At 67.5% G+C, this 23,520-nt stretch carries 23 protein-coding genes; 12 read left to right on the top strand and 11 right to left on the bottom strand.

The annotated features are described in order from the left end of the window. Positions 1-591 precede the first annotated feature (591 nt). The 5 genes from SGR02S_RS10285 to pyrE form a co-directional block, all read right to left on the bottom strand. The gene (locus tag SGR02S_RS10285; protein WP_067108896.1) at positions 592-1,674 is read right to left on the bottom strand and encodes an AI-2E family transporter; all 1,083 of its coding nucleotides are present in this window, start codon (positions 1,672-1,674) and stop codon (positions 592-594) included. A 5-nt stretch (positions 1,675-1,679) separates the two neighbouring features. After that, positions 1,680-2,528, bottom strand: a complete 849-nt coding sequence (gene lepB / locus SGR02S_RS10280) for a signal peptidase I (RefSeq protein ID WP_067108893.1) — start codon at positions 2,526-2,528, stop codon at positions 1,680-1,682. Further along, complete coding sequence (gene acpS, locus SGR02S_RS10275; protein ID WP_067108890.1) at positions 2,525-2,932, bottom strand: holo-ACP synthase; 408 nt, start codon at positions 2,930-2,932, stop codon at positions 2,525-2,527. The genes lepB and acpS overlap by 4 nt, the downstream gene beginning before the upstream one ends. 66 nt (positions 2,933-2,998) lie before the next feature. After that, positions 2,999-3,742 carry a pyridoxine 5'-phosphate synthase gene (locus SGR02S_RS10270; RefSeq protein WP_174521648.1) on the bottom strand — a complete coding sequence of 248 codons (744 nt, stop codon included), beginning with the start codon at positions 3,740-3,742 and terminating at the stop codon, positions 2,999-3,001. Continuing rightward, positions 3,739-4,323, bottom strand: coding sequence for an orotate phosphoribosyltransferase (gene pyrE / locus SGR02S_RS10265; RefSeq protein WP_067108887.1), 585 nt, complete (start codon positions 4,321-4,323; stop codon positions 3,739-3,741). The genes SGR02S_RS10270 and pyrE overlap by 4 nt, the downstream gene beginning before the upstream one ends. 230 nt (positions 4,324-4,553) lie before the next feature. Between pyrE and coxB the strand changes: the two genes are divergently transcribed. The 10 genes from coxB (at position 4,554) to SGR02S_RS10220 (ending at position 13,410) form a co-directional block, all read left to right on the top strand. Further along, positions 4,554-5,615 (top strand): cytochrome c oxidase subunit II, encoded by a 1,062-nt coding sequence (gene coxB, locus SGR02S_RS10260; RefSeq protein WP_067108885.1) that lies wholly within the window; start codon positions 4,554-4,556, stop codon positions 5,613-5,615. 17 nt (positions 5,616-5,632) lie between these two features. Beyond that, entirely contained in the window at positions 5,633-7,300 is a 1,668-nt protein-coding gene (gene ctaD, locus SGR02S_RS10255) for a cytochrome c oxidase subunit I (protein WP_067108883.1), read from the top strand. Between the two features lie 207 nt (positions 7,301-7,507). Then, positions 7,508-8,419, top strand: coding sequence for a heme o synthase (locus SGR02S_RS10250; protein WP_067108941.1), 912 nt, complete (start codon positions 7,508-7,510; stop codon positions 8,417-8,419). Continuing rightward, positions 8,416-8,556 (top strand): cytochrome c oxidase system small membrane protein, encoded by a 141-nt coding sequence (locus SGR02S_RS20260; protein ID WP_169799671.1) that lies wholly within the window; start codon positions 8,416-8,418, stop codon positions 8,554-8,556. Before SGR02S_RS10250 ends, SGR02S_RS20260 begins: the two co-directional genes overlap by 4 nt. After that, positions 8,553-9,107, top strand: coding sequence for a cytochrome c oxidase assembly protein (locus SGR02S_RS10245; RefSeq protein WP_067108881.1), 555 nt, complete (start codon positions 8,553-8,555; stop codon positions 9,105-9,107). Before SGR02S_RS20260 ends, SGR02S_RS10245 begins: the two co-directional genes overlap by 4 nt. 81 nt (positions 9,108-9,188) lie before the next feature. Then, positions 9,189-10,064, top strand: coding sequence for a cytochrome c oxidase subunit 3 (locus SGR02S_RS10240; RefSeq protein ID WP_067108880.1), 876 nt, complete (start codon positions 9,189-9,191; stop codon positions 10,062-10,064). Between the two features lies 1 nt (position 10,065). Continuing rightward, positions 10,066-10,461 (top strand): DUF983 domain-containing protein, encoded by a 396-nt coding sequence (locus SGR02S_RS10235; RefSeq protein ID WP_067108877.1) that lies wholly within the window; start codon positions 10,066-10,068, stop codon positions 10,459-10,461. Beyond that, on the top strand, positions 10,454-11,095 hold the full coding sequence (locus tag SGR02S_RS10230) for an SURF1 family protein (RefSeq protein WP_067108872.1): 642 nt from the start codon (positions 10,454-10,456) through the stop codon (positions 11,093-11,095). Before SGR02S_RS10235 ends, SGR02S_RS10230 begins: the two co-directional genes overlap by 8 nt. Before the next feature lie 28 nt (positions 11,096-11,123). After that, positions 11,124-12,521, top strand: a complete 1,398-nt coding sequence (gene thrC / locus SGR02S_RS10225; RefSeq protein WP_067108931.1) for a threonine synthase — start codon at positions 11,124-11,126, stop codon at positions 12,519-12,521. Positions 12,522-12,525: 4 nt separating this feature from the next. Further along, positions 12,526-13,410, top strand: coding sequence for a class I SAM-dependent methyltransferase (locus SGR02S_RS10220; protein ID WP_067108934.1), 885 nt, complete (start codon positions 12,526-12,528; stop codon positions 13,408-13,410). A 15-nt stretch (positions 13,411-13,425) separates the two neighbouring features. Here the strand turns inward: SGR02S_RS10220 and SGR02S_RS10215 are convergent, their stop codons facing one another. Further along, positions 13,426-14,556, bottom strand: a complete 1,131-nt coding sequence (locus SGR02S_RS10215) for a GGDEF domain-containing protein (protein WP_234002445.1) — start codon at positions 14,554-14,556, stop codon at positions 13,426-13,428. A 211-nt stretch (positions 14,557-14,767) separates the two neighbouring features. Between SGR02S_RS10215 and SGR02S_RS10210 the strand changes: the two genes are divergently transcribed. Continuing rightward, positions 14,768-15,799 (top strand): acyl-CoA dehydrogenase family protein, encoded by a 1,032-nt coding sequence (locus SGR02S_RS10210; RefSeq protein WP_067108869.1) that lies wholly within the window; start codon positions 14,768-14,770, stop codon positions 15,797-15,799. A 9-nt stretch (positions 15,800-15,808) separates the two neighbouring features. On the opposite strand, the gene SGR02S_RS10205 is transcribed toward SGR02S_RS10210, so the two are convergent. Both SGR02S_RS10205 and SGR02S_RS10200 read right to left on the bottom strand, forming a co-directional pair. Beyond that, the gene (locus SGR02S_RS10205) at positions 15,809-16,939 is read right to left on the bottom strand and encodes an acyl-CoA dehydrogenase family protein (RefSeq protein ID WP_067108866.1); all 1,131 of its coding nucleotides are present in this window, start codon (positions 16,937-16,939) and stop codon (positions 15,809-15,811) included. Positions 16,940-16,986: 47 nt separating this feature from the next. Beyond that, positions 16,987-17,736, bottom strand: coding sequence for a helix-turn-helix transcriptional regulator (locus SGR02S_RS10200; RefSeq protein ID WP_067108863.1), 750 nt, complete (start codon positions 17,734-17,736; stop codon positions 16,987-16,989). A gap of 139 nt (positions 17,737-17,875) precedes the next feature. Between SGR02S_RS10200 and SGR02S_RS10195 the strand changes: the two genes are divergently transcribed. Then, positions 17,876-20,341, top strand: coding sequence for a TonB-dependent receptor (locus SGR02S_RS10195; RefSeq protein ID WP_067108860.1), 2,466 nt, complete (start codon positions 17,876-17,878; stop codon positions 20,339-20,341). Positions 20,342-20,365: 24 nt separating this feature from the next. Here the strand turns inward: SGR02S_RS10195 and SGR02S_RS10190 are convergent, their stop codons facing one another. Genes SGR02S_RS10190 through SGR02S_RS10180 form a run of 3 tightly spaced genes read right to left on the bottom strand, consistent with a single transcriptional unit; the run spans position 20,366 to position 23,416 of the window. Next, positions 20,366-21,799: a UbiA family prenyltransferase gene (locus SGR02S_RS10190; protein ID WP_067108857.1), complete on the bottom strand. Its 1,434-nt coding sequence runs from the start codon at positions 21,797-21,799 to the stop codon at positions 20,366-20,368. Then, on the bottom strand, positions 21,786-23,036 hold the full coding sequence (locus SGR02S_RS10185; RefSeq protein WP_067108854.1) for a hypothetical protein: 1,251 nt from the start codon (positions 23,034-23,036) through the stop codon (positions 21,786-21,788). The genes SGR02S_RS10190 and SGR02S_RS10185 overlap by 14 nt, the downstream gene beginning before the upstream one ends. Further along, positions 23,033-23,416: a DMT family transporter gene (locus SGR02S_RS10180; protein ID WP_067108852.1), complete on the bottom strand. Its 384-nt coding sequence runs from the start codon at positions 23,414-23,416 to the stop codon at positions 23,033-23,035. Before SGR02S_RS10180 ends, SGR02S_RS10185 begins: the two co-directional genes overlap by 4 nt. Between the last annotated feature and the right edge of the window lie 104 nt (positions 23,417-23,520).

Genomic DNA, 23,520 nt, shown 5'->3' with positions numbered 1-23,520 from the left:
CTGGGCAGCGAATGCGTGCTGCCGGGACGGGCTTAGCGAGCGCGTAATATTATTCCAAAGTATACAAAAGTCACGCTACGCACTCCCCTTGTTTCGTTCCCCGGCGGGCGAAACGCACCCGGCGCGTACATGCCGAAAGGCCTTCTCCGTGAGGGGGCCGCATATGTCCGCAAAGCGAATGACCCACTCGCGGAGGCTGGTACGCGGCGATAATGTGGGAAAGCCTTTTGAGAGAATAGCCGTGCGTGCGCCTGCGCGGGGTCACGGCGTGACTTGTCCGGACAATCCGGCTCCGGGCGGCGTGGATCGATTCGGTCGTCTGATGCCGACCGGATTTCACCATTCTCGTTTCTTACTTCGTCGTTCCCGCGAAAGCGGGAACCCAGGGAAAGGTAAGCCGACGTCCGCTCTGGATCCCCGCTTTCGCGGGGATGACAAGATGGAAGTGTGTGGAATCCATCCCCAAGGCCATTTCAGCGATTGCGGATTTGGCCACGCTGTCCCCGGTAACGAAAGTGCGTCGGCGTCGTGTGACGTTTCGCGCCCCGCGTCCGCGGGAGCGATGGCTATTCATTCCCATAGACTCGCGCTTCAGGAGCCCGTCGCCGCCTTCTTGTTACCGGCCTGCGAGCCTGCATTGCGCTCCGCCTCGCGTTCGAGCGCGACCTTGATCATCGCGACGATCGGGTCGGCGAGGAACAGGCCGAGGATGCCGAGCAGTGTGCCGAGCAGGATCTGCGCCGCCAGCACCAGCGCGGGCGCGAGGTCGACCGTCTGTTTCGCGACCATCGGGACGATCAGATAGCCGTCGACCGTCTGGACGAAAAAATAGATGGCGATCGCCCACAGCCCGGTATCGACGCCCGCCGAAAAGCCGACGAGGACGAGCAGCACGCCCGAGACAATCGCGCCGATGTTGGGAATGAAGGCGAGCAAGCCGGTCAGCAGACCCATCAGGACCGCCATCGGAATGCCGACCGCCAGGCAGGCGAGCCATGTCCCGATCCCTTCGACCACCATGCCGAGCAGCCGCCCCGCCATCAGCCGGCGCAGGGTGAAACCCATGCGTGCGGTGGTGATGTAGAAATCCTCGCGCGCCTTCATCGGCAGCATCCACGCCACACCGCGTTCGTAGAGCCGCGGCTCGATCGCGAGGAAGATGCCGAGCACCATGATCATCACCAGGCTGGTGAGCGCGCCGAAGACGGTGCCTAGCGCCGCGGTGACGCGCCCGACGGTTCCGGCCAGATTGTCGGTGACCGTCTTGGTGTCGATCTCCAGATTGCCCATGCCGTGCTCGCTCGCCCAGGCAGCGACGCGGTCGATCTGCGCCATCACCACCTGCTGCAACGCGGCGGCCTGGTCGGCGATCTGCGAGCCTGCGAACAGGATCGCCCACGCCATGAAGGCGACGATGCCGAGGCAGACGATCAGCAGTCGCCAGCCGCGCGCGATCGGCAGCACGCGGCCGAGCAGGCGCGCGCCGCCGTCTAGCATCGATGCCATCACGATCCCCGCGAAGATCAGCAGGATCGGCTGGATCAGGATGATGCAGGCGCCGATCAGCAGGGCGAGACCGAGCCAGACGCTGGCCTTGAGCATTTCGGTGCGGACAAGCTGGTTGCGGATATCGGTGGGGCCGGGGGCTTCGCCCCGAGTCTTGCTGTCCGCCATGCCCGTCACTCCCTGTTTGCGCTGCCGTCACGCTCGGGCCGCAGGTTGGTTCCGGCGCGCCCCGATCGAAGCGCGGTGAACCAGCTCAGCGGATTATACCATTTCGCGGTGCCGTCGGTCGAAAAGCTGATGATCTCGGCGCGGCCGGCGATCGTTTCGAACGGCACCGGGCCGCCGAGGCCCTTCATGCTGCTCGGCACGCGGCTGTCGGCGCTGCCGTCGCGATTGTCGCCCATCAGGAACAGATGGTCGGCCGGCACCTTGATCGGCCCGAAATCGTCGGTGACATAGCCGGGGCCCATGTCGATCGTGTCGAAGGTGGCGCCGCCGGGCAGCGTTTCGCGCACGATCGGCAGTTCGAGCACCGGCCGGCCCGCCGCATCGCGCGCCGCGAAACGGCCGAGGCCGCTGTCGGGGCCGGGCAGGTTGGGGTCGACCGCGATCGACAGCATCGGCTGGATTTCGCGCTTCACCGGCTTGCCGTTGATGATCAGCGCACCGCCGCGCAGTTCGATCGTGTCGCCGGGCAGGCCGATGACCCGCTTGATATAGTCGATCCGCGTCTCGGGATGCTCGAGGACGACGATGTCGCCGCGCGCGGGCAGGGCCGCGAACCAGCGGCCCTCTGTCCGGGGGGCGAGGTGGAAGCTGGCCGAGGCGTAGGACCAGCCATAGGGATATTTGCTGACGATCAGGCGGTCGCCATTGCGCAGCACCGGCATCATCGAATCGGACGGGATATAGAAAGGCTTGGCGACGCAGCTGTGGATGCCGAGCACGAGCAGCAGGATCACCGCGATGTCGCGGACCAGCTTGCCCCAGCTTCCTTCGTCCTTGCTATGCGCTTTCGTCATGCTCGGTCCTTGATCGCCTCGATGATGACGAAGGCCTGCGCCCAGGGATGGTCGTCGGTCAGCGTCAGGTGGATATGCACGTCATGCCCCGGCGGCACCATTTCGGCGAGCCGCGCCGCAGCGCCGCCGGTGAGCGCCAGCGTCGGCGCGCCCGACGCCGCGTTGACGACGCCGATGTCCTTCATGAACACGCCGCGCTTGAAGCCGGTGCCGACGGCTTTCGAGAAAGCCTCCTTGGCCGCGAAGCGCTTGGCATAGGTGCCGGCGCGGGTGAAGGGACGGCGCGCCGCCTTGGCGCGCTCGATGTCGGTGAAGACGCGCCTTTCGAAGCGCTCGCCGAAGCGGTCGAGCGACGCCTGGATGCGTTCTATGCTGCACAGGTCGGAGCCGAGGCCGATGATCATGACGACCCCGGCGGGCCGTCATTACGAGGAGCCGAAGGCGGCGCGGCAATGACGGTGGTCATCATCCTATCCCCGTGCCTCGTCCATCAGTTCGCGCATCCGGCGCACCGCGCTTTCGAGCCCGGTGAAGATCGCCTCGCCGATCAGATAGTGCCCGATGTTGAGTTCGGCGATCTGCGGGATCGCGGCGACGGGGACGACATTGTCATAGGTCAGGCCGTGGCCCGCGTGCGGTTCGATGCCGTTCTTCCACGCGAGCGCCGCGGCGTCGGCGAGGCGGCGAAGCTCGATGGCGCGCGCCTCGCCCTCGGCATGGGCATAGCGGCCGGTGTGGAATTCGACCACCGGCGCCCTGAGCCGCATCGCCGCTTCGATCTGGCGCGCGTCGGGTTCGATGAACAGGCTGACGCGAATCCCCGCGTCGCCCAGCCGCGCGACGATCGGCGCGAGATGATTATGCTGCCCCGCCGCGTCTAGCCCGCCCTCGGTCGTGCGCTCCTCGCGCTTTTCGGGAACGATGCAGGCGGCGTGCGGCGCGTGGCGCAGCGCGATGGCGAGCATCTCCTCGGTCGCGGCCATTTCGAGATTGAGCGGCAGGTCGGTCGCGGTCTGGATGCGTGCGAGGTCGTCGTCGCGGATGTGGCGCCGGTCCTCGCGCAGATGCGCGGTGATGCCGTCGCCGCCGACCGCCGCGACGATCTGCGCCGCGCGCACCGGATCGGGATGGTCGCCGCCGCGTGCGTTGCGGATCGTTGCGACATGGTCGATGTTGACGCCGAGACGCAGGCGGCCGGACCGGGACACGCTCAATTCGCGCGGCTCCCCGGCTTGATCGCCGGCGTTTCCGCCAGTTCGGGCGGCAGGTCGTCGGCGGCATAGGTCGGGAAATTGATCGCGACGAGCGGATAGAAGGGAACGCCGAGGTCGATGTTGCTTCCCGCCGAGCGGTCGACCAGCGCCGCTTCGGCCAGCACCTCGCCGCCCGCCGCGCGCACCGCCTCCATCGCCTCGCGCGACGACAGGCCGGTGGTCACGACATCCTCGACCATGAGCACCTTCGTGCCGGGGGCGATGGCGAAGCCGCGGCGCAGTTCGAAGGTGCCGGTCGGACGCTCGACGAAGATCGCGGGCTTGCCCAGCGCGCGGCCCATCTCGTGGCCGATGATGACGCCGCCCATCGCCGGCGACACGACGAGGTCGGTTGCCTGGCGCAGCTCGCGCGGCAGCTTGGCCGCGAGCGCGGAGGCAAGCCGCCCGGCGCGCTCGCTATTCATCAGGACGCGGGCGCATTGCAGATAATATTCGCTGTGGCGGCCGGAGGAGAGGAGGAAATGCCCCTGCAACAGCGCGTCGGCAGCGCGGAACTCGGCCAGTATTTCGTCGTCTGTCATGGGAGAACGGTCTTTTCTTCCTGTTGTCCCGCTTTTTTCGAAGCGGGTTGGGGTCGCCAAGATTTGCGAGCCGCAAAATAGTGTTAGAGATGCTTGAGGCAAGCGGCAAGCGGGTCTATAGCGCCCGCGAGATTCAGCCCGTTCGTTGGCATCGGCGATCCGCGATCCGCGGTCGGATGGAACGAGGCTGGATATCGGGAACAATATAGGCAACGGGCGGCACCATTCTTATGAAGAGTTTGAAAACCCTTGTAATTGCAGCGGCTTTATCGTTCGGCACCATGGGCGTGGTGCAGGCGCAGGCTCCCGCCGCCGCACCGGTCGAGGCGCCGGCGGCGACGCCGGTCGCGACTCCGGCTCCCGCCGTGACCGACGCGGCGGCGCCCGCGACGGACGCGGCCGCGGTGCCGGCCGGCGACGCGACCTATGTGCCGATGAAGCCCGTTCCGGGCGTCGGGCAGCCGGTCGACGGCGGGCTGAACTTCCAGCCGCAGGCCAGCGTGCTCGGCCAGAAGGCCTATGGCCTCAGCCACCATATCCTGCTTCCGGTCATCACCGCCATTTCGCTGCTGGTGCTCGGCCTGCTGCTCTGGGTGGTCGTCCGCTATCGCGCCAGCGCCAATCCCGAACCGTCGAAGACCTCGCACAACACGATCATCGAGGTGATCTGGACCGCGGTTCCCGTGCTGATCCTCGCGGTGATCGCGGTGCCGTCGATCCGCCTGCTCGCGGCGCAGTACGAACCGCCGAAGAAGGATGCGCTGACGGTCAAGGTCACCGGCTATCAATGGTATTGGGGCTATGCCTATCCCGACCAGGGCATCGGCGAATATGTGTCGAAGATGCTGACGCCCGAGCAGGCGACGGCCGCGGGCGAACCCTATCATCTGGCGGTCGACAACCGCATGGTCGTTCCCGTCGGGCAGCAGGTGAAGCTGATCATCACCGGCGCTGACGTGATCCACAGCTTCGCGGTGCCGTCCTTCTGGATCAAGATGGACGCGGTGCCGGGCCGCGCCAACGAAACGACCTTCACCGTGACCAAGCCGGGCGTCTATTACGGCCAGTGCTCGGAACTGTGCGGTGTCGATCACGGCTATATGCCGATCGCGGTCGAAGCGCTGCCGATGGACAAGTGGAAGGCGTGGGTCCGCTCGCGCGGTGGCAACCCCGACGGCGCTGAAGCCGCGGCGCCCGCCGCGGCCGCGCCGGCGCCGACCGGTCCGGTCCCCGCCACCACCGAAGCCGCGCCGGCGGCGGTGCCCGCCGCCGTTCCGGCAGCCAAGAATTAAGACAAGGGGTCCGACAGATGACCGATATCGCAGCGACTGCACCCGTCCACGGCCACGATCATGCGCATGACGAGCATGATCATGTGCCTGGTTTCTTCACCCGCTGGTTCCTCTCGACGAACCACAAGGACATCGGGACGCTCTACCTGATCTTCGCGATCTTCGCGGGCATCATCGGCGGCGTGATGTCGGGGATGATGCGCCTCGAGCTTGCGGAGCCGGGCATCCAGTATCTCCACGGCTGGGCGCAGTTCTTCGATCCGGCCGCGGGTGATACGCAGGCGAAGCATTTCTGGAACGTGCTGATCACCGCGCACGGGCTGATCATGATCTTCTTCATGGTGATGCCGGCGATTATCGGCGGATTCGGCAACTGGTTCGTGCCGCTGATGATCGGCGCGCCCGACATGGCCTTCCCGCGCATGAACAACGTCAGCTACTGGCTGACCACGGTGGCGTTCGTCCTGCTCGTCGGGTCGATGTTCGTCCCCGGCGGCAGCGGGCTCGGCGCAGGCACGGGCTGGACGCTCTATGCGCCGCTGTCGACCAGCGGATCGGTCGGCCCGGCGGTCGACATGGTGATCTTCTCGGTCCACCTCGCGGGTGCGGCGTCGATCCTCGGCGCGATCAACTTCATCACCACCATCTTCAACATGCGCGCACCGGGCATGACGCTCCACAAGATGCCGCTGTTCGTCTGGTCGGTGCTCGTCACCGCCTTCCTGCTGCTGCTGTCGCTGCCGGTCCTCGCCGCGGCGATCACCATGCTGCTGACCGACCGCAATTTCGGCACCACCTTCTATGACGCGACGGGCGGCGGCGATCCGGTGCTCTACCAGCACCTGTTCTGGTTCTTCGGCCACCCGGAGGTCTACATCATGGTGCTGCCGGGCTTCGGCATCATCAGCCAGGTCATCTCGACCTTCAGCCGCAAGCCGGTGTTCGGCTATCTCGGCATGGCCTATGCCATGGTCGCGATCGGCGTCGTCGGCTTCATCGTGTGGGCGCACCACATGTTCACCGTCGGCATGAGCGTCAACCTGAAGATGTATTTCACCGCGGCGACGATGGTCATCGCGGTCCCGACCGGCATCAAGATCTTCAGCTGGATCGCCACCATGTGGGGCGGCTCGCTGAGCTTCAAGACGCCGATGCTCTGGGCGCTGGGCTTCATCTTCATGTTCACCGTCGGCGGCGTGACCGGCGTCGTCCTCGCCAACGGCGGTGTCGACACCAACCTGCACGACACCTATTATGTCGTCGCGCACTTCCACTATGTGCTGTCGCTGGGCGCGGTCTTCTCGCTCTTCGCGGGCTTCTACTACTGGTTCCCGAAGATGTCGGGCCGGATGTACAGCGAAGTGCTGGGGCAGCTCCATTTCTGGATCTTCTTCATCGGCGTGAACGTCCTGTTCTTCCCGCAGCACTTCCTGGGGCAGCAGGGCATGCCGCGCCGCTATCCCGACTATGCGGAAGCCTTCACCTATTGGCACCACATCTCGTCGATCGGCTATGCGATCATGGCCGTCGGGATGCTCTTCTTCTTCGCGAACATCGTCTATGCCTATGTCGCGGGCAAGAAGGCCGCCGCCAATCCGTGGGGCGAAGGCGCGACGACGCTCGAATGGACGCTGTCGAGCCCGCCGCCCTTCCACCAGTTCAACGAACTGCCGCGTATCGCCTGATCGGGTTCTGCCCCCTGCCGACACTTGGCAGGGGGCGTCTCTTTCAAGGCCGGTTTTTGGAATGTGTGAGCGTATCGAAGTCGTCATCGCAGCCCCGGACCCGATCCGGGTGGAGCAGTCCAGAGCGAGTTTTCGCTACTCTGGATCGCCGACCCTCGGTTTTCGCCGGGGTCGCAATGACGGACCGAAAAGGTTAGCATGTCCGATATGACGCACAGCCTGACCCATGCCGGCACGGCGCTTCCCGCCGACTGGCGCGACCTGTTCGCGCTGACCAAGCCGCGCGTCATGTCGCTCGTCGTCTTCACGGCGGCGTGCGGGCTGCTCGCGGCGCCGGGGCATGTCCATCCGGTGCTCGCCTTCGCGTCGATCCTCGCGATCGCGCTGGGGGCGGGGGCGTCGGGGGCACTCAATCAATGGTATGAGGCGGCACTCGACGCGAAGATGAAGCGCACCGCCGGACGCCCGCTGCCCGCGGGCCGGCTCGATCCGCAGACGGCGCTGCAGTTCGGCGTCGGGCTTGCCGCCTTTTCGGTGTTCCTGATGCTGTTCGCCGCCAACTGGCAGGCGGCGGCGCTGCTCACCGTGTCGATCCTCTTCTACGTCATCGTCTATACGATGTGGCTCAAGCCGCGGACGCCGCAGAATATCGTGATCGGCGGGGCGGCGGGCGCTTTTCCGCCGCTGATCGGCTGGGTCGCCGCGACGGGCCATGTCGCGCCGCTGCCGGTGCTGCTCTTCCTGCTCATCTTCCTGTGGACGCCGCCGCATTTCTGGGCGCTCGCGCTGTTCGTGCGATCGGACTATGCCGCGGCGGGCATTCCGATGATGCCGGTGGTCGCGGGCGAGACGTCGACGCGGCGGCAGATCCTGTTCTATGCGATCATCATGGCCGTCGCGGCGGTCGCGCCGTGGCCGCTCGGCTATGCCGGCGCGCTCTATGGCTGGACCGCGGCGATCCTGTCGGCGCTGTTCGTGCTGCTGTCGGCGCAGGTCGGATTGCGCCGTTCGGCCGAGAACGACCGCATGCAGCCCGAAAAGCGGCTCTTCGCCTTTTCCGTCGCCTATCTTTTCATCCTGTTCGGCGCGATCGTCGTCGACCATATGTGGCCGCTATGACAGACGAACCGACGCAAGAGCCTTTCGACGAGGCCGAATATCGCCGCCGCCAGCGCAGCCGGGCCAATCTGACCGGCTGGATCCTGGGCGGACTGGCGCTGCTTTTCTTCTTCATCACGATGGCGCGAATGGGATGACGGACAGCAAGAATCTGCGGACCGCGATGCTCGCGGGACTGGTCGCGGTCATGATGATCGGGCTCGGCTTCGCCGCGGTGCCGCTCTACAATCTCTTCTGCCGCGTCACGGGCTTCAACGGCACGACGCAGCGTTATGACCCCGCCGCCGCTGCCGAGGAGCCGCAGGTGCTCAGCGACACCATCTCGGTGCGCTTCGACGCCAACGTCTCGCCGAAGCTGCCGTGGAAATTCCATCCCGAACGGCCGCGCGACACGGTGAGCATCGGCGCGCGCGACATGGCGATCTTCATTGCCGAGAATAATTCGCCGCATCCGATCACCGGCACCGCGACCTTCAACGTCACGCCCGACCAGGCGGGCAAGTATTTCACGAAGATCCAGTGCTTCTGCTTCACCGAGCAGGTGCTGCAGCCGGGCGAGCGGATTCGCATGCCGGTGCTGTTCTTCGTCGATCCGAAGATCAAGGACGATGTCGACGCGCGCGACATTCAGGAAATCACGCTGAGCTATACCTTCTACCCTGTGGACGAGGGCAAAAAGGCGAGCTAAGGCCGCGATCGAGAGTCTAATAACCAGACCGGCGGTGCGATGGGGAATCGCGATGCTGGGGCAATAAACGGGAACTGCGACATGGCTGGTGCCAAACATCACGATTATCATCTCGTCAATCCCAGCGTCTGGCCGATGATCGGCTCGCTGGCAGCGCTCGTCATGTTCTTCGGCGCCGTGATGTGGATGCACACCGATTATTTCGGCGGGTCCGGCAAGTGGGTGTTCTGGCTCGGCATTCTCGGCATCATCGTCACCTTCTTCAGCTGGTGGAGCAAGGTGATCGAGGAAGCGCACGAGGGGCATCATACCCCCGTCGTCCAGCTTCACCTGCGCTACGGCATGATCCTGTTCATCGCGTCCGAAGTCATGTTTTTCGTCGGCTGGTTCTGGGCATGGTTCGATTTCGCGCTCTTCCCGGTGCCGGTCGAGATCGTGGACGGTGCGGTCAGCTCGCTGTTCGGCCAGGACGGCGCGGCGGCGATCACCCAGTGGCCGCCGAAGGGCATCCACGTCATCGACGCCTTCTCGCTGCCGCTGCTCAACACGCTGATCCTGCTCTGCTCGGGCACGACGATCACCTGGGCGCACCATTCGCTGATCCACGGCGATCGCGAGGGGCTGAAGAAGGGGCTGTGGCTGACGATCATCCTCGGCGCGATCTTCTCGACGATCCAGGCCTATGAATATTCGGCGGCGCCCTTTGCCTTCGGCGAGATCAACTACAGCTCGGCCTTCTACATGGCGACCGGCTTCCACGGTTTCCACGTGCTCGTCGGGACGATTTTCCTGATCGTCTGCCTCGTCCGCACCTACAAGGGCGATTTCACCCCGCAGCAGCATTTCGGTTTCGAGGCGGCGGCCTGGTACTGGCACTTCGTCGACGTCGTGTGGCTGTTCCTGTTCATCATCGTCTATGTCTGGGGCGGCTGGGGCGCTCCGGTCGCTGCGCACTGATTTGCCCGGCGAAGCTCCGAAACAGCAAGGGCAGCCGCCGCTCTGGCGCGCTGCCCTTTTCGGTCTCTGCCCCGAATGCGGGGCGTCGGGACTGTTCGAGGGGCCGGCGCGCTTCCGGCCGCGATGCCGCGCCTGCGGGCTCGATTACGGCCGCTACAACGTCGGCGACGGGCCGGCGGCTTTCCTGACGCTGATCATCGGCGCGCTGCTGATCGCCGCGGCGCTCAGCCTCGATTTCGCCTTCGAGCCGCCGCTGTGGGTGCATATCGTCCTGTGGGTGCCGCTGACCGCCGCCGCGGTCCTCTATGGCCTGCGCGTCGGCAAGGCGGCGCTGCTCGCCAGCGAGCACCAGCGCCAGGCGGCCGAAGGGCGCCGCGCCGAGGACGGTGATGACTGACCCCGCGACTCCGGCGCGGCGCTGGCCGCTGATCCCGACGCTGCTGGTCGCGGCGGCGGTGGCGGTGATGATCGCGCTCGGCGTCTGGCAGCTCCAGCGCAAGGGGGAGAAGGAGGCGCTGATCGCGCTCTACGAGCGCAACGGGGCGATGGCGTCGAGCGTCGCCTATCCCGAGCTTCCGCCCGTTCCCGACGCGCTGCTGTTCCGCAAGAGCAGCGTGGTCTGCCTCGAACCCGTCCGCTGGGACCCGCGCAGCGGCACCGACCGCCGCGGCCGGACCGGCATCCGCATGATCGCCGACTGCCGGACCGGCGCCGAGGGGCCCGGCGTTCTCGTCGACGTCGGCATCGCCGACGATTTCACGCCGCCTGCGTGGAAGGGCGGCGTCGTGGCCGGCACGATCGTCCCCGGTCCCGACCAGCCGGGGCTGATCGAGCATTTGACGGGCAGGGCGGTGCCGGCGCGGGCGATGCTCGTCGCCGACCAGCCCGCGCCGGGCCTGCGCGCGAGCGCGGTGCCGTCGGGCGCCGACGTGCCGAACAACCACCTTGCCTATGCCGTGCAATGGTTCCTGTTCGCCGCGATGGCGGTGGCGATTTACGTCCTCGCGCTACGCCGCCGCTTGCAGCGATGACGGCGCGCCGTTAGGGCGCATGGCCGAGATGGATTATATCAGCACCCGCGGCTCCGCGCCGACCCTCGACTTTCATACCGCCACGCTTGCCGGCCTCGCCGACGACGGCGGCCTCTATGTGCCCGCGCGCTGGCCGCAAATGACGGCCGACGAGATTCGTGCGCTCGCCGGGCTCGATTATGTCGAGACGGCGGTGCGGGTGATGGCGCCCTTCGTCGCCGGCGTGCTGAGCGAGGACGAACTGCGCGGGCTGTGCAAGGCCGCCTATGGCCGCTTCGGGCACGATGCGGTGACGCCGCTCGTCCAGCTCGACCATCGCCACTGGCTGCTCGAACTCTTCCACGGCCCGACGCTGGCGTTCAAGGACGTGGCGCTGCAACTGCTCGGGCAGCTTTTCGAAACCTTCCTGCGCGGCGGCGAGACCGAACTGACGATCGTCGGCGCCACCTCGGGCGACACCGGATCGGCGGCGATCGAGGCGGTCGCGGGGCGCGATCATATCCGCATCTTCATGCTTCACCCCGAAGGCCGGGTCAGCGATGTGCAGCGGCGGCAGATGACCACCGTGCTCGCGCCCAACGTCCACAATATCGCGATCGACGGCAGCTTCGACGATGCGCAGGCGATGGTAAAGCGGCTGTTCGGTGATGCCGAGGCGCGGAGCCAGCTGACGCTGTCGGCGGTGAACAGCATCAACTGGGCGCGGCTGATGGCGCAGGTCGTCTATTATTTCTATGCCGCCGTGCGGCTCGGCGCGCCCGAGCGGCCGGTTGCGTTCAGCGTGCCGACCGGCAATTTCGGCGACGTCTTCGCGGGCTATGTCGCGGCGCAGATGGGACTGCCGATCGCGCGGCTGGTCGTCGCGACCAACGTCAACGACATTCTCCACCGGGCGCTGACCAGCGGCGATTACAGCGCGGGCACCGTCACCCCGACCGCGACGCCGAGCATGGACATCCAGGTCAGCAGCAATTTCGAGCGGCTGCTGTTCGACCTGTCGGGGCGCGACGGCGCGGCGATCGCCGGGATGATGACCGAATTCGACCGCAACCGTGCGATGACGCTCCCCGCCGACATGCGCGCCGGCGCGCAGGCGCTGTTCTCCAGCGCGCGTATCGATGCCGACGGCATGACGCTCGCGCTACGCTGGGCGCAGGAACGGGGCGGGCAGATCATCGACCCGCACAGCGCCGTCGGCCTCGCGGCCGCGCGCGCGCTGGAAATCGACGGCGACGTACCCGTCGTCACGCTGGCGACCGCGCATCCCGCGAAGTTCCGCGACGCGGTCGAACGCGCGACCGGGGTGCGTCCGGCGCTGCCGCCGCGGCTCGGCAACCTGTTCGAGCGCGAGGAGCGCTACAGCAAGCTGCCCGGCGACTATGACGCGGTGAAGGCGCATATCCTGGCGGAAGCCGCCCGTGGCTGACCTGCTGCCCCTGGCGACGCTCGTCGGGGACGCGTGGGAGGATTATGGGCTGGTCGACAGTGGCGGCGGGCGCAAGCTCGAACGCTATGGCCGCTATCGCTTCATCCGCCCCGAACCGCAGGCGATGTGGCAGCCCGCGCTGCCGCAGGCCGAATGGGACAAGGCCGATGGCGAGTTCGTCCCCGCGTCGGACGAGGATGGCGGGGGGCGCTGGTATTATCACCGCCCCGTGCCCGCCGAAGGCTGGCCGCTCGGCTGGCGCGAGGCGCGCTTCACCGCAAGCTGCACGCCCTTTCGCCACCTGGGCTTCTTTCCCGACATGGCGCCGGTCTGGGACTGGCTGCGCGAACAGGTCGCGGACAAGACCGATCCGGCCTTCCTCAACCTGTTCGGCTATACCGGGGTGGGCAGCCAGGCGCTCGCGGCCGCCGGTGCGGCGGTCACGCATGTCGACGCCTCGAAGAAATCGGTCGCGCAGGCGCGCGAGAATGCCGCGCTCGCCGACATGGCCGAGCGGCCGATCCGCTGGATCGTCGACGACGCCGGCAAGTTCGCGGCGCGCGAGGTGCGGCGCGGACGGCGCTACGACGCCATCCTGCTCGACCCGCCCAAGTTCGGGCGCGGCCCGAACGGCGAGCGCTGGCAGATCGAGGAGGGGCTGGCGCCGCTGCTCGCCGATTGCCGCCACCTGCTCGACGCCGACAGCCGCGCGCTGTTCCTCACCGTCTATGCGGTGCGGATGTCGGCGCTGGCGATCGGCGAACTGCTGGCACAGCTGTTCGCCGATCTGCCCGGCAAGGTCGAATGCGGCGAACTCGCGGTGCGCGAGGAGGCGCGCGGACTGCTGCTGCCCACTGCGATCTTCGCGCGCTGGAGCCGCCACGGCTGACGGCTCCGGGGCTCGTCAGGCGGCGATCTCGATGCGGTTCCGCCCGCTTTCCTTGGCGCGGTAGAGCGCTTCGTCGGCGGCTTTCAGCGCCGCGCGTGGATCGGCATAGCCGAAGACGTCGGCCACCCCGCCGGAAAAGGTGATCTGCCCGAACGGCTCGTCGGTCTTGCGGTTGATCAGGCGGCGCGCAGACAGCCGCTCACGCGCGTCGTCGAGCTGCTTCGCTGCCTCGCTCGGCGTCAGGCCGCGGAACAGCATCACGAATTCCTCGCCGCCGTGGCGCGCGACATGGCAATGATCGTTCGAGATGTGCGCGAGCGTGTCGGCGATCATCTTGATGACGCGGTCGCCGGCGTCGTGCCCGTGCACATCGTTGATCTTCTTGAATTCGTCGATGTCGCAAAAGGCGACGCTCAGCGCCTCGCACGCCGCGCGCGCTTCGCCATGGTGGCGATCGAGCAGCGCCTCGAAGGCACGGCGGTTCGGCAGGCCGGTCAGATAGTCGATCTCGGCATCGCGCTTGGCGCGGGCGAGGCTGCGGCGAAGCGCCTTCGCCTCCTCCTCGCTCCGGTGCATGTCGTCCTCGGCCTTGCGGGTGCGTTCGAGCATCGTGCGCGCCAGCACGGCGAGGTTGGAGACGATCCGCCCCGTCTTCTCGACCTGTTCGAGGTCGGACACATGCTGCGCCAGTTCGACGCCATAATCGCTGGTGACGCTGCGCGCCTGCCGAGTGCTGGCCTGGAAACTGTCGAGATCGGTTTCGAGTTTGGCCATCAGCCGGTCGAGGTCGGCGCGTCCTTGCTGCTCGGGTTCGTGCGCGACCAGCTCGTCGAGCCAGGGCTGGGTGATCCCCTCTGCCGATTGCGATCGCGCCGCGAACTGGCGCGCAAGCTTGGGGTTGGTTCCGGAAAAGGCGCCATGCGCCAGGACGAGGTTGGCGGGCGAAATATCGAGGTCGTTGTCGAGAAGGAAGGACATGATCGAATGGGCGAGTTGACTTCGCACTTCATGGGGGCGGTCGCGCGCCTCACCCATTTGGGCCGCCACCGCACCGGCGGCATCGTCGTGCCCCCGCGCGGATTTGAGCCCCAGCCAGCCAAGGAGCCGCCCGACCGGCTCGTTCGATGATGTTGCGTAAGTGGTCATATGGCCATTAACGAGCGCTTGTTGCGATGATTAAGCCGCGATTAGCCACGGCGCGACCTGACACGCTCGCCAGCTAGAGCATCGTGGACCAAAGCGGCATGATCTCAATGGGAAAGGGCGGCCGCATGCGCCGCGCCGGCATGGAAGCGATTGGAGAGACGACGATGACGGCATGCCGATATGATTTCGTCGCGGCACGGGCCGGGTGACGATGGCGGGCCTCGACCTTCCGCTCGACGCCGGACGCCAGATGTTGCGCGACAGCGTGCAGCGCTTCCTTGCCGACAAGGAGCGGGTGGGGTGGGCCGACCTGACTGCGCTCGGCCTTGGCGGCGTCACGATCCCCGAGGCGGCGGGCGGCTTCGGTGGCGGCGCGGTCGAGACGGCGCTGCTGATGGCGGAGCTGGGACCGGCGCTGGCGGGCGCCGACTGGCTCTCGCACGCGGCGGCGACCTGGCTCGTCGGGCGTCTGGCGCCGGGTCACGCTGCGCTGGGGGCGCTGGCTGAAGGGCGGCAGCGGGCGGCGCTGGTCTGTCCGGCGACGGCCGCCGCTATGCCGATCGTCGAGGCGGCGGACGGGGGATGGCGGCTGCGCGGACTGGCGACGCTGGTCGCCGGCGCGGCCGAGGCCGACCTGTTCGTCGTCGCCGATCCGCAGGCGGTCCTGCTCGTCGCCGCCGACCCCGACCGCGTCGAACAGCGCCACCGGATCATGCTCGACGGCAGCGTCACCGCCGACCTGGGTTTTGCGTCCGGTCCCGCCGAAGCCGAGGCGCTTGCCGAGGGGGAAGCGGCGCGCGCGGCGACCGAGATCGTCACCGATATGGTGCTGGCGGGGCGGTGTGGCGAGGCCGTCGGGCTGATGCGGCGCATGATCGACGACACCGCCGCCTATATGGGGCAGCGCCGGCAATTCGGGGTGCCCATCGGCTCGTTTCAGGCGCTGCGCCATCGCTGCGCCGACATGCAGCTCGCACTGATGAAGGCGGCCGCGCTCACCGAACTGGCGGTGCTGTCGGTGGACGGTGACGAGGCGGCGCGCGCCGCCGCGGTCGGTGCGGCCTGCGTTGAGGTGCAGGACGCGGTGCGGATCGTCGGCGAGGGCGCGGTGCAGATCCATGGCGCGATGGGGCTGACCGAGGAACTGGCGCTCGGCAGCCGTTTCAAGCGTGCGCTGGGAATCGCGGCGGCGATGGGGCCGCAGGCCACGCATCTCGCGCGCTTTGCCGAGGCGGCGGCCTGAAGGCGGCGGTCAGCCGAGAATCTGGCGCGCGATCAGGTCGCGCTGAATTTCGTTCGATCCCGCATAGATGGTGGCCGCGCGCCCGTTCAGATAGCGCGGCACCGCGACCGCAAGGCTCGCCGGCGTCTGGCCGTCGGCTTCGCTCCACGCCGCCGGACCGGCGATTTCGCACGCCAGCGTGTCGATGCGCTGCGCCGCTTCGGTGCCGAGCAGCTTGAGCGCAGAGGCATAGAGCGCCGCGCCGCCGCCGAGACCGCGCATCGCCTTCATCTCCAGCGCCTGCAACGCGCGCAGCGTCACTGCCTCGCGGTCGAGCCGCGCCCGGATCACCGGATCGGGCACGTCGTGGCCGCGCAGGCGGCGAAGCTGTCCCATCAGGGCCGGCGCATATTTGCCGCCGCGTTCGAAGGTGAGCAGATGCTTGGCGACCGACCAGCCGTCATTCTCCTCGCCCAGCCGGTTGGTGACGGGGACGCGGACGTCGTCGAAGAAGACCTGGTTCAGTTCATGCTCGCCGGCGAGGGTGCGGATCGGCTCGACGCCGATGCCCGGCGACTGCATGTCGAGCAGCAGGAAGCTGATCCCGGCCTGCGGCTTGCCTTCGTTCGACGTGCGCACGAGGCAGAACATGCGGTTCGCGAAATGGGCGTGCGTCGTCCAGATCTTCGACCCGTTGAGGACATAATCGGTGCCGTCGCGGACCGCGCGAAGCTGAAGCCGGCCGAGGTCGGAGCCGGCGCCGGGTTCCGAAAAGCCCTGGCACCAATAATCCTCGCCCGACAGGATGCGCGGCAGGTAATGCGCCTGCTGATCGGGCGAGCCATAATGCATGATCACCGGGGCGACCATCTTCAGCCCCATCGGCGCGAGGTTCGGCGCGCCCGCCGCGACGCATTCGGCGGCGAAGACATAGCGCTCGATCTCGCTCCAGCCCGGTCCCCCGAACCGTTCGGGCCAGTCGGGCGCCGCCCAGCCGCGCGCATGCAGGATGCGCTGCCACGGAAGCGATATGGCGGGATCGATGAAGACGCTGGTTGCGCGCTCGGCGGCGCGGCGCAGTTCCTCGGTCAGATGCTCGGCCAGGAAGGCGCGCACCATGTCGCGGAACGCGTGAAGATCGGGTTCGAGTGCGATGTCCATGCCCTGTTCCTAAACGGCGCGGCGACCCGGCCAAGCTGGCGGATGCGTCAGGCCGCCTGCGCGCCGACGAAGCCCAGCCCGGCGGCGATCTGGATCGACTGCGCGCGCCCGGTGGCGCCCAGCTTGGCGGCGGCGTTGCGCAGGTGAAAGCGCACCGTCGACACCGACAGCGACAGGATGATGCCGATCTCGCCATCGGTCTTGCCCGCGGCGGCCCAGCGCAGGCACTGCACCTCGCGCCGGGTCAGCGTCTGCGGCACCGTTGCGTTGCGCGGCCGGCCCCGCGCCTCGTTGTGCGTCGCGACGAGGCGCAGCGCGAGGTTGTGCATCGTGCCGGCATGCGCGCGGAACAGCGCCTCGACCCCGACAGGCTCGCGCGAGCACCAGAAGACGGCGCCGACCAGCCCGCGCGGCAGATGGACCGGCGCGATGATCGCCTCGCCGAAATTGGGGGTCTCCTTCGCCTGCTGGCAATCGACCGCGTCGAGCAGCGCGGTCGCGCGCCAACTGCCGAGCCGCCCGTCGCTGTAATAGAAGGGTTCGGCGATCAGCCGCGCCGCGGTCAGGAAGGCGACGTGCAGCGCCAGCTTGCGGTCGCGCCAATAGGCATAGGCCGGATCGATCCAGCGGAAGCTGGTCTCCGCATAGGGACGACCGTGCTCGTCGGCCATCGGTTCGGGATCGCCGAGATCGGCCTGCGCGGCGATATAGGAAAGGCCCGTCGCGTCGCCGATCGCCTGCACGTCGGCGATCAGCGCGGGAAGTTCCGACCAGCAAAGCGCCCGTTTGTCCGTCACATGTCCTCCCCCGGCTCGATACTGACACAGATGCCAGCTTGTGAGCGGGGCCGCAATTATATCCTCTGACAGGGTCCGGCCGCGTCGGCGCTCGCGCAAAGACGAGCCGCATCGGCCAGCCGTTTGAGGGAGATGACGAATGAAGGCCTATCGACTGTTCCTGCTCGCCGGCACCGCCGCCAGCCTGACCGTTGCGCCGCCGGCGCTGGCCGACGAGGCGGAAACGGCGGCGCGGACCGACGGCGAGATCATCGTCACCGCGCAGCGCCGCGCCGAATCGCTGAACGACATCGGCATGGCCGTGCAGGCGGTCGACGCAGCGACGCTGGAAAGCCTGCGCGTCACCGACGTGCGCGACCTGACCGCGGTGGCGCCGAGCTTTACCGTGTCGCAAAGCTATCAGGGCGTGCCCACCTATACGCTGCGCGGCATCGGCTTCAACACGATCAACCTGTCGGCGACCTCGACCGTCGGCACCTATGTCGACGAGGTCGCCTATGCCTATCCGATCATGAACACCGGCCCGATCATGGACCTCGAGCGCGTCGAGGTGCTGAAGGGACCGCAGGGCACGCTCTATGGTCGCAACACGACGGCCGGGCTGATCAACTTCATCACCGCCAAGCCGACCGATCATTTCGACGCGGGCGTCACCGCCGAACTCGGGAACTACCGGACCTATAATTTCGCGGGCCACGTCTCGGGGCCGCTCGGCGAAGGGGTTGCGGCGCGGATCGCGGTGCGCAGCGAGAACAGCGACAAGGGCTGGCAGGTCAGCAACTCGCGCCCCGGCGAACGGCTTGGCAAGGTCGACAAGCTGGGCATCCGGGGCTCGCTGGCGATCGACCCCGGCCCCGGCACCAGCATCGACCTGTCGGTGACCTGGTGGCAGAACAAGTCGGACACGGTCGCCGGGCAGGGCATCGGCTTCACCCCGGCGACCGACCCGGTGACGGGAACCAGCGCATCGCACCTCTTCAACGCGCCGGGGCTGGCTGATTATATCGCCGGCAATTTCCCGACCCGGGCGAGCCAGGCGGACTGGGCGCCCGAGGCGGGGCGATCGGCCGACGTCGGCCGCGGCGCCGGATTGCCCGGCGACCTCGCCGAAGACAATCGCTTCTGGGGCCTGAAACTGCGCGTCGATCAGGATGTCGCCGATGCGGTGAAATTCGTCAGCCTGACCAGCTACAATGATTTCCAGCGCAAGGCGCTGTCCGACTGGAGCGGCGCGCCCTATGAAATCCTGCTGCAGAAGGCCGACGGCCGCATCAAGAGCTTTGCGCAGGAAATTCATTTCGAAGGCGAGGCCGGCACGCTGAACTGGCTGGTCGGCGCCTATTACGGCCATGACAAGATCGTCGACAGCAACCGCACGATGCTCGGCGACAATGCGAACTCGCGCTTCATCCGCGCGGTGCCCTATATCCTCGTTCCCGGCGTCAACCTGCTCGATACGCCGTTCAATTCCGGCGGCTATACCGCCGCCGACATGGCGACGGCGTTCCGCACCTATGAAGACATCGGCACGATGAACACCAGGACGTGGAGCGTCTTCGGAAATGCCGACGCCGAACTGACCGACCAGCTCAAACTGACCGTCGGCCTTCGCTATACCGAGGACAAGCAGGACTATGTAGGCTGCTCGCGCGACTACAAGGGCAGCATGCTGCCGAACGTCAACATCGTGAACCGCTTCCTCTTCTCGGCGGGGGGCACGCTGCCCATCCCGGCGCCGATCGTGGAGGGGCAGTGCAACACCTTCGACGATGCGACCAACAGCTTCGGCCCGGTGGTGTCGACGCTGGACGAGAACAACCTCGCCTGGCGCGTCGTGCTCGACTGGTCGCCGAACGACGACACGCTGGTCTATGCGTCGGTATCCCGCGGCTACAAGTCAGGCACCTCGCCGGTCAACGCGGCGAGCAAGGCGCGGCAGAACGCGCCGGTGACGCAGGAAAAGCTGACGGCCTACGAATTGGGGCTGAAGGCGACGCTGGCCGACCGCCTGCTGCAGGCCAATTTCGCCGCCTTCTACTACGATTACAAGGACAAGCAGATCAGCACCTATTTCGCCGATCCGATCTACACCGCGTTGTCGCGCCTCGACAATGTGCCCAAATCGAGGGCCTATGGCTTCGAGGGCGAACTGACGCTGCGTCCCGCGCAGGGCGTGACGATCGCCGCCAACGGCCTGTGGCTGAAGACCCGCGTGATCGACTATGTCGGCACCAACGCCGCCGGCCAGCCGGAGAATTTCGACGGGGCGGAGTTCATCTACAGCCCGCGCTTCCAGGGCAGCATCGTCGCGGCCTACGATACGCCGGTGACCGACACGCTGAGCGCCAATGGCGCGGTCAGCCTGCGCTATCAGGGCAAGGCGAACACGATCTTCGAGGACGATCCGCTCTACAAGGTCGATTCCTACGCCGTCGTCAACGCCAGCCTCGGCCTGAAGTCGCAGGCCGGCTGGTCGCTGTCGCTGTGGTCGAAGAATCTGTTCAACAAATATTATTGGTCGGCGGTCGCCAGCAACGCCAATGTCGTCGTGCGCTTCGCCAACCAGCCGCGAACCTTCGGCCTGACGCTGGGCTATGACTTCTAGGGAAAGGTGAAGCGAGCGTCGTCGTCAGCCGCCATATTTGGCGGCGACGACGATGACCGCGAGCAGGGCGCCGACGACGATGCTGCGCCGGTCGCGCAGCGCGAAGGCGACGGGATCGCCGTCGACCTGGCCGCGCCCCGCCATCATCCAGATGCGGTTGAGCCAATAGAGCAGCGGGATGACGAGCAGCCACAGCAGCGCCGGATGCGCATATTCGCCGCCTTCGCCCTTTTCGGCGGCGAACAGCAGCAGGACGAGCAACGACACCATGCCCGACGCGACGCCGCCCATCGCGACGAACATCTTGTCCGACGGCACATAGCCGCGTCCCGACAACAGCTGGTGCCGCTCGTTGCGGCTTTCGTCGAGCTCGACATAGCGCTTGAGATAGCCGAGGCTGAGGAAGAAGAAGATCGAGAAGATCAGCAGCCACATCGACGGGGCGACCGCGATCGCGGCGGCGCCGACGATCATGCGGATCGTGTAGAGCGAGGCGAGCGCGAGCACGTCGGCGATCATCGCCGACTTGAGCCGGAAGCTGTAGGCGAGCGTCAGCGCGAAATAGGCCGCGAGCGCGGCGAAGGTCGCGGGGCCGAGCAGAAACCAGCCGATGGCAAGGCCCAGGATCGCGGCCGCGCCGCTGATCGCGAGCGCCAGTGGAATGCCGAGATCGCCCGCCGCGAGGGGGCGCGAGCGCTTGCGTGTGTGACGCCGGTCGGCGTCGATGTCGAGCAGGTCGTTGAGCAGATAGACGCTCGACGCGATCACCGACAGGCTGACGAAGGCGAGCGCCGCCTGCCCCAGCGCGACGAAATCGAGAATATGGCCCGAGGTGGCGAGCGGCACGAAGACCAGCGCATTCTTCGCCCATTGATGCGGGCGGATCGCCTTCACCAGCGCGCGAAACGGGCTCCTGGGGGGCGGGCCGACGCGCTGCTCGTTCGCCGAGCGGGTCGGCACGCCCACCGTGTAGGCGTGCCGCGCCTCGCGCCAGATCGCGCGGTCGGCGGTCGAATCGCCGACATAGTCGAAGGGCGCGTCGCCGATCGCGGCGCGGATCGCGCGCAGCTTTCCGGCGCTCTTCAGGTTGCGGCGTCGGCTCGACCCCAGATAGCGGTCGAACAGCCCCAGATGGCGCGCGACGCGGCCGACATTGCGCCGGTGCGCGGCGCTGGCGAGGATGACCGGGCGGCCGTCGCGGCGCGCTTCGCCGATCAGGTCGACGACCTCGGCGCGTAGCGGCAACAGCGCCGGATCGACCGGATCGAGCCGGGCGAGGCGCGTCTTGAGCGCGGCGCGGCCCCACAGCAGCGCGAGCAGCAATTGCCAGAACAGCATCGGGCTGCGCCGCATCAGGCGCACGAGCGATTCGACCGCGACATCGGCGCGGGTCAGCGTCCGGTCGAGATCGACGATCAGGGCGACCTTGGCCGGCTCGGCGGGATCATGCGGCGGCATCGAGCGCCTCCTTCGGGCGGGGGCGCAGCCGGTCCCAGGCGATGCCCCAGCCGACGACCGCGAACAGCATCAGCGCGGGGATCGCCGGGTCGCGATAGCGGGTGATGACATAGGCGGCGGCGTGCAGCGCCCAGAAACCGGCGATCGCCGCCGCGACGATCCAGCGCTGCCGCGGTGTTCCTCCGCCGGCGAGCAGGCCGAACAGCGCAAAGCCGAGGATAAGCAGATATTGCGCGACCTCGACGAAGCGCGCCGTCGCCACCGCGCGCGACTGTGCGAAATCGGCGGCGTCGGGGACGTTCGGCGCCCAGAACAGCGCGAGCTTGGTGAGGCCGAGACTCGCGGTTCGCGCGGGATGCGCGCCGGCATAGGCGATGGCGCGCGCGCCGAGTTCGGCGCTCGCCCCGCGCTCGCCGAGCCGCCGGCGCATCTCCTCCCACTCGGCCCCCGCGGGGGTGTCGGCGATGCTGACGAAGGCGCCCGTCGCCGCGGGATTGTTGCCGAGATAGAGGTTGAAGCCGCCGTTGGTGTTGAGCGTCGGCGCCCCGACCATGGCCGTGGTGGCGGCGGCCCAGGGGATGAGCAGGGCCAACGCACCGGCCCCGACCAGCAGGCCGCGACGTATCCGCTGCTCCCCGGTCCACAGCAGCGCGAGCAGCGGCGCGACGATCAGCGGCAGCGCGGATCCCCCGGTCAGGATCGCCGCGCCATAGGCGGCGCCCGCGAGCAGCGCGGCCGTGCTGCCGCCGCCGCGCAGCAGCCGCCAAGACGCGAGCAGGACGAGCAGGAAGAGCGGCACCGACAGATTCTCGCGCGCCAGCATCGCGCTGTTCCAGATGCCGGGAATCCACAAGGCGTGGACCAGCAGGAGCAGGAGGACGAAGGGCGGCCGCATCGCGATTTCGCGCGCGAGCAGCACCAGCAGCGCCGCGCTCGCCGCCGCGAGCGCCAGATTCGCGGCGATCGCGGTCCCGACGCTCGCGCCGAACAGCGCGAAGAAAGGGGTCAGCGCCGCCGGATAGCCGATCGAATAGAAGGCGTGCTGTCCCCATTGATCGACCGGCCAATGCCCGCCCGCCATTGCCTCCGCCATGCGGAAATAGGCGAGACCGTCGTTGCCGAGCGGCTCGCCGATCGCGAACCAGGCGAGCAGGCGCACGCCGACCGTCGCGGCGATCAGCGTTGCGACCAGTCCGCGATAATGGGCTTCGATCCAGGCGGCGGCCGCCCCGATCATGAACCGCCCGCGCTCTGCGCGACGAGGACGCAGCCGAGCGCGATCAACAGCGTACCGGCGATGCGCGCGGGCGTCAGATGTTCGTGAAAGGCCATCGCACCGATCAGCATCGTGAAGATGAAACCCAGCCCCACGAAGGGGTAGGCGACGCTCAGCGGCAGGCGCGCGAGGACGAACAGCCACAGCACCGCGCCGAGGCCATAGAGCGCGAAGCCCGCGATCAGATAGGGCGAACTGGCATAGGCCAGCATGGTTTCGGGCAGGGTCCGCGCCGCGCGCGCGCCCTGCACCCCCAGCTTGAGCAGCATCTGGGCGAGCGCCGACATGCCGACGCTGGTCAGGATGAGCAGCAGCAGCGCAGGGGAGAGGGTGGCATTCATCGCGCCCGTCTAGCCCGCGAGCTGTAAAATTACCCTTAAATCACGGTAATCCATGACGATGCGCGACGGGGCGGTGCCGTGTGTCCTGTATCGCCACCCCGGAC

It is taken from the genome of Sphingopyxis granuli NBRC 100800, assembly GCF_001591045.1.
Lineage (GTDB): Bacteria > Pseudomonadota > Alphaproteobacteria > Sphingomonadales > Sphingomonadaceae > Sphingopyxis > Sphingopyxis granuli.
This window is presented reverse-complemented; position numbering and strand designations above follow the sequence as displayed.

What these genes read in the sequence shown, in the direction of transcription:
- SGR02S_RS10180 (WP_067108852.1), bottom strand. Translation starts at nt 23,416, where the DNA reads ATGAATGCCACCCTCTCCCCTGCGCTGCTGCTGCTCATCCTGACCAGC.
- SGR02S_RS10240 (WP_067108880.1), top strand. Translation starts at nt 9,189, where the DNA reads ATGGCTGGTGCCAAACATCACGATTATCATCTCGTCAATCCCAGCGTC.
- coxB (WP_067108885.1), top strand. Translation starts at nt 4,554, where the DNA reads ATGAAGAGTTTGAAAACCCTTGTAATTGCAGCGGCTTTATCGTTCGGC.
- lepB (WP_067108893.1), bottom strand. Translation starts at nt 2,528, where the DNA reads ATGACGAAAGCGCATAGCAAGGACGAAGGAAGCTGGGGCAAGCTGGTC.
- SGR02S_RS10190 (WP_067108857.1), bottom strand. Translation starts at nt 21,799, where the DNA reads ATGCCGCCGCATGATCCCGCCGAGCCGGCCAAGGTCGCCCTGATCGTC.
- SGR02S_RS10230 (WP_067108872.1), top strand. Translation starts at nt 10,454, where the DNA reads ATGACTGACCCCGCGACTCCGGCGCGGCGCTGGCCGCTGATCCCGACG.
- SGR02S_RS10250 (WP_067108941.1), top strand. Translation starts at nt 7,508, where the DNA reads ATGACGCACAGCCTGACCCATGCCGGCACGGCGCTTCCCGCCGACTGG.
- SGR02S_RS10195 (WP_067108860.1), top strand. Translation starts at nt 17,876, where the DNA reads ATGAAGGCCTATCGACTGTTCCTGCTCGCCGGCACCGCCGCCAGCCTG.
- SGR02S_RS10245 (WP_067108881.1), top strand. Translation starts at nt 8,553, where the DNA reads ATGACGGACAGCAAGAATCTGCGGACCGCGATGCTCGCGGGACTGGTC.
- SGR02S_RS10185 (WP_067108854.1), bottom strand. Translation starts at nt 23,036, where the DNA reads ATGATCGGGGCGGCCGCCGCCTGGATCGAAGCCCATTATCGCGGACTG.
- SGR02S_RS10285 (WP_067108896.1), bottom strand. Translation starts at nt 1,674, where the DNA reads ATGGCGGACAGCAAGACTCGGGGCGAAGCCCCCGGCCCCACCGATATC.
- SGR02S_RS10210 (WP_067108869.1), top strand. Translation starts at nt 14,768, where the DNA reads ATGGCGGGCCTCGACCTTCCGCTCGACGCCGGACGCCAGATGTTGCGC.
- thrC (WP_067108931.1), top strand. Translation starts at nt 11,124, where the DNA reads ATGGATTATATCAGCACCCGCGGCTCCGCGCCGACCCTCGACTTTCAT.
- acpS (WP_067108890.1), bottom strand. Translation starts at nt 2,932, where the DNA reads ATGATCATCGGCCTCGGCTCCGACCTGTGCAGCATAGAACGCATCCAG.
- SGR02S_RS10205 (WP_067108866.1), bottom strand. Translation starts at nt 16,939, where the DNA reads ATGGACATCGCACTCGAACCCGATCTTCACGCGTTCCGCGACATGGTG.
- SGR02S_RS20260 (WP_169799671.1), top strand. Translation starts at nt 8,416, where the DNA reads ATGACAGACGAACCGACGCAAGAGCCTTTCGACGAGGCCGAATATCGC.
- SGR02S_RS10215 (WP_234002445.1), bottom strand. Translation starts at nt 14,556, where the DNA reads ATGACCACTTACGCAACATCATCGAACGAGCCGGTCGGGCGGCTCCTT.
- ctaD (WP_067108883.1), top strand. Translation starts at nt 5,633, where the DNA reads ATGACCGATATCGCAGCGACTGCACCCGTCCACGGCCACGATCATGCG.
- pyrE (WP_067108887.1), bottom strand. Translation starts at nt 4,323, where the DNA reads ATGACAGACGACGAAATACTGGCCGAGTTCCGCGCTGCCGACGCGCTG.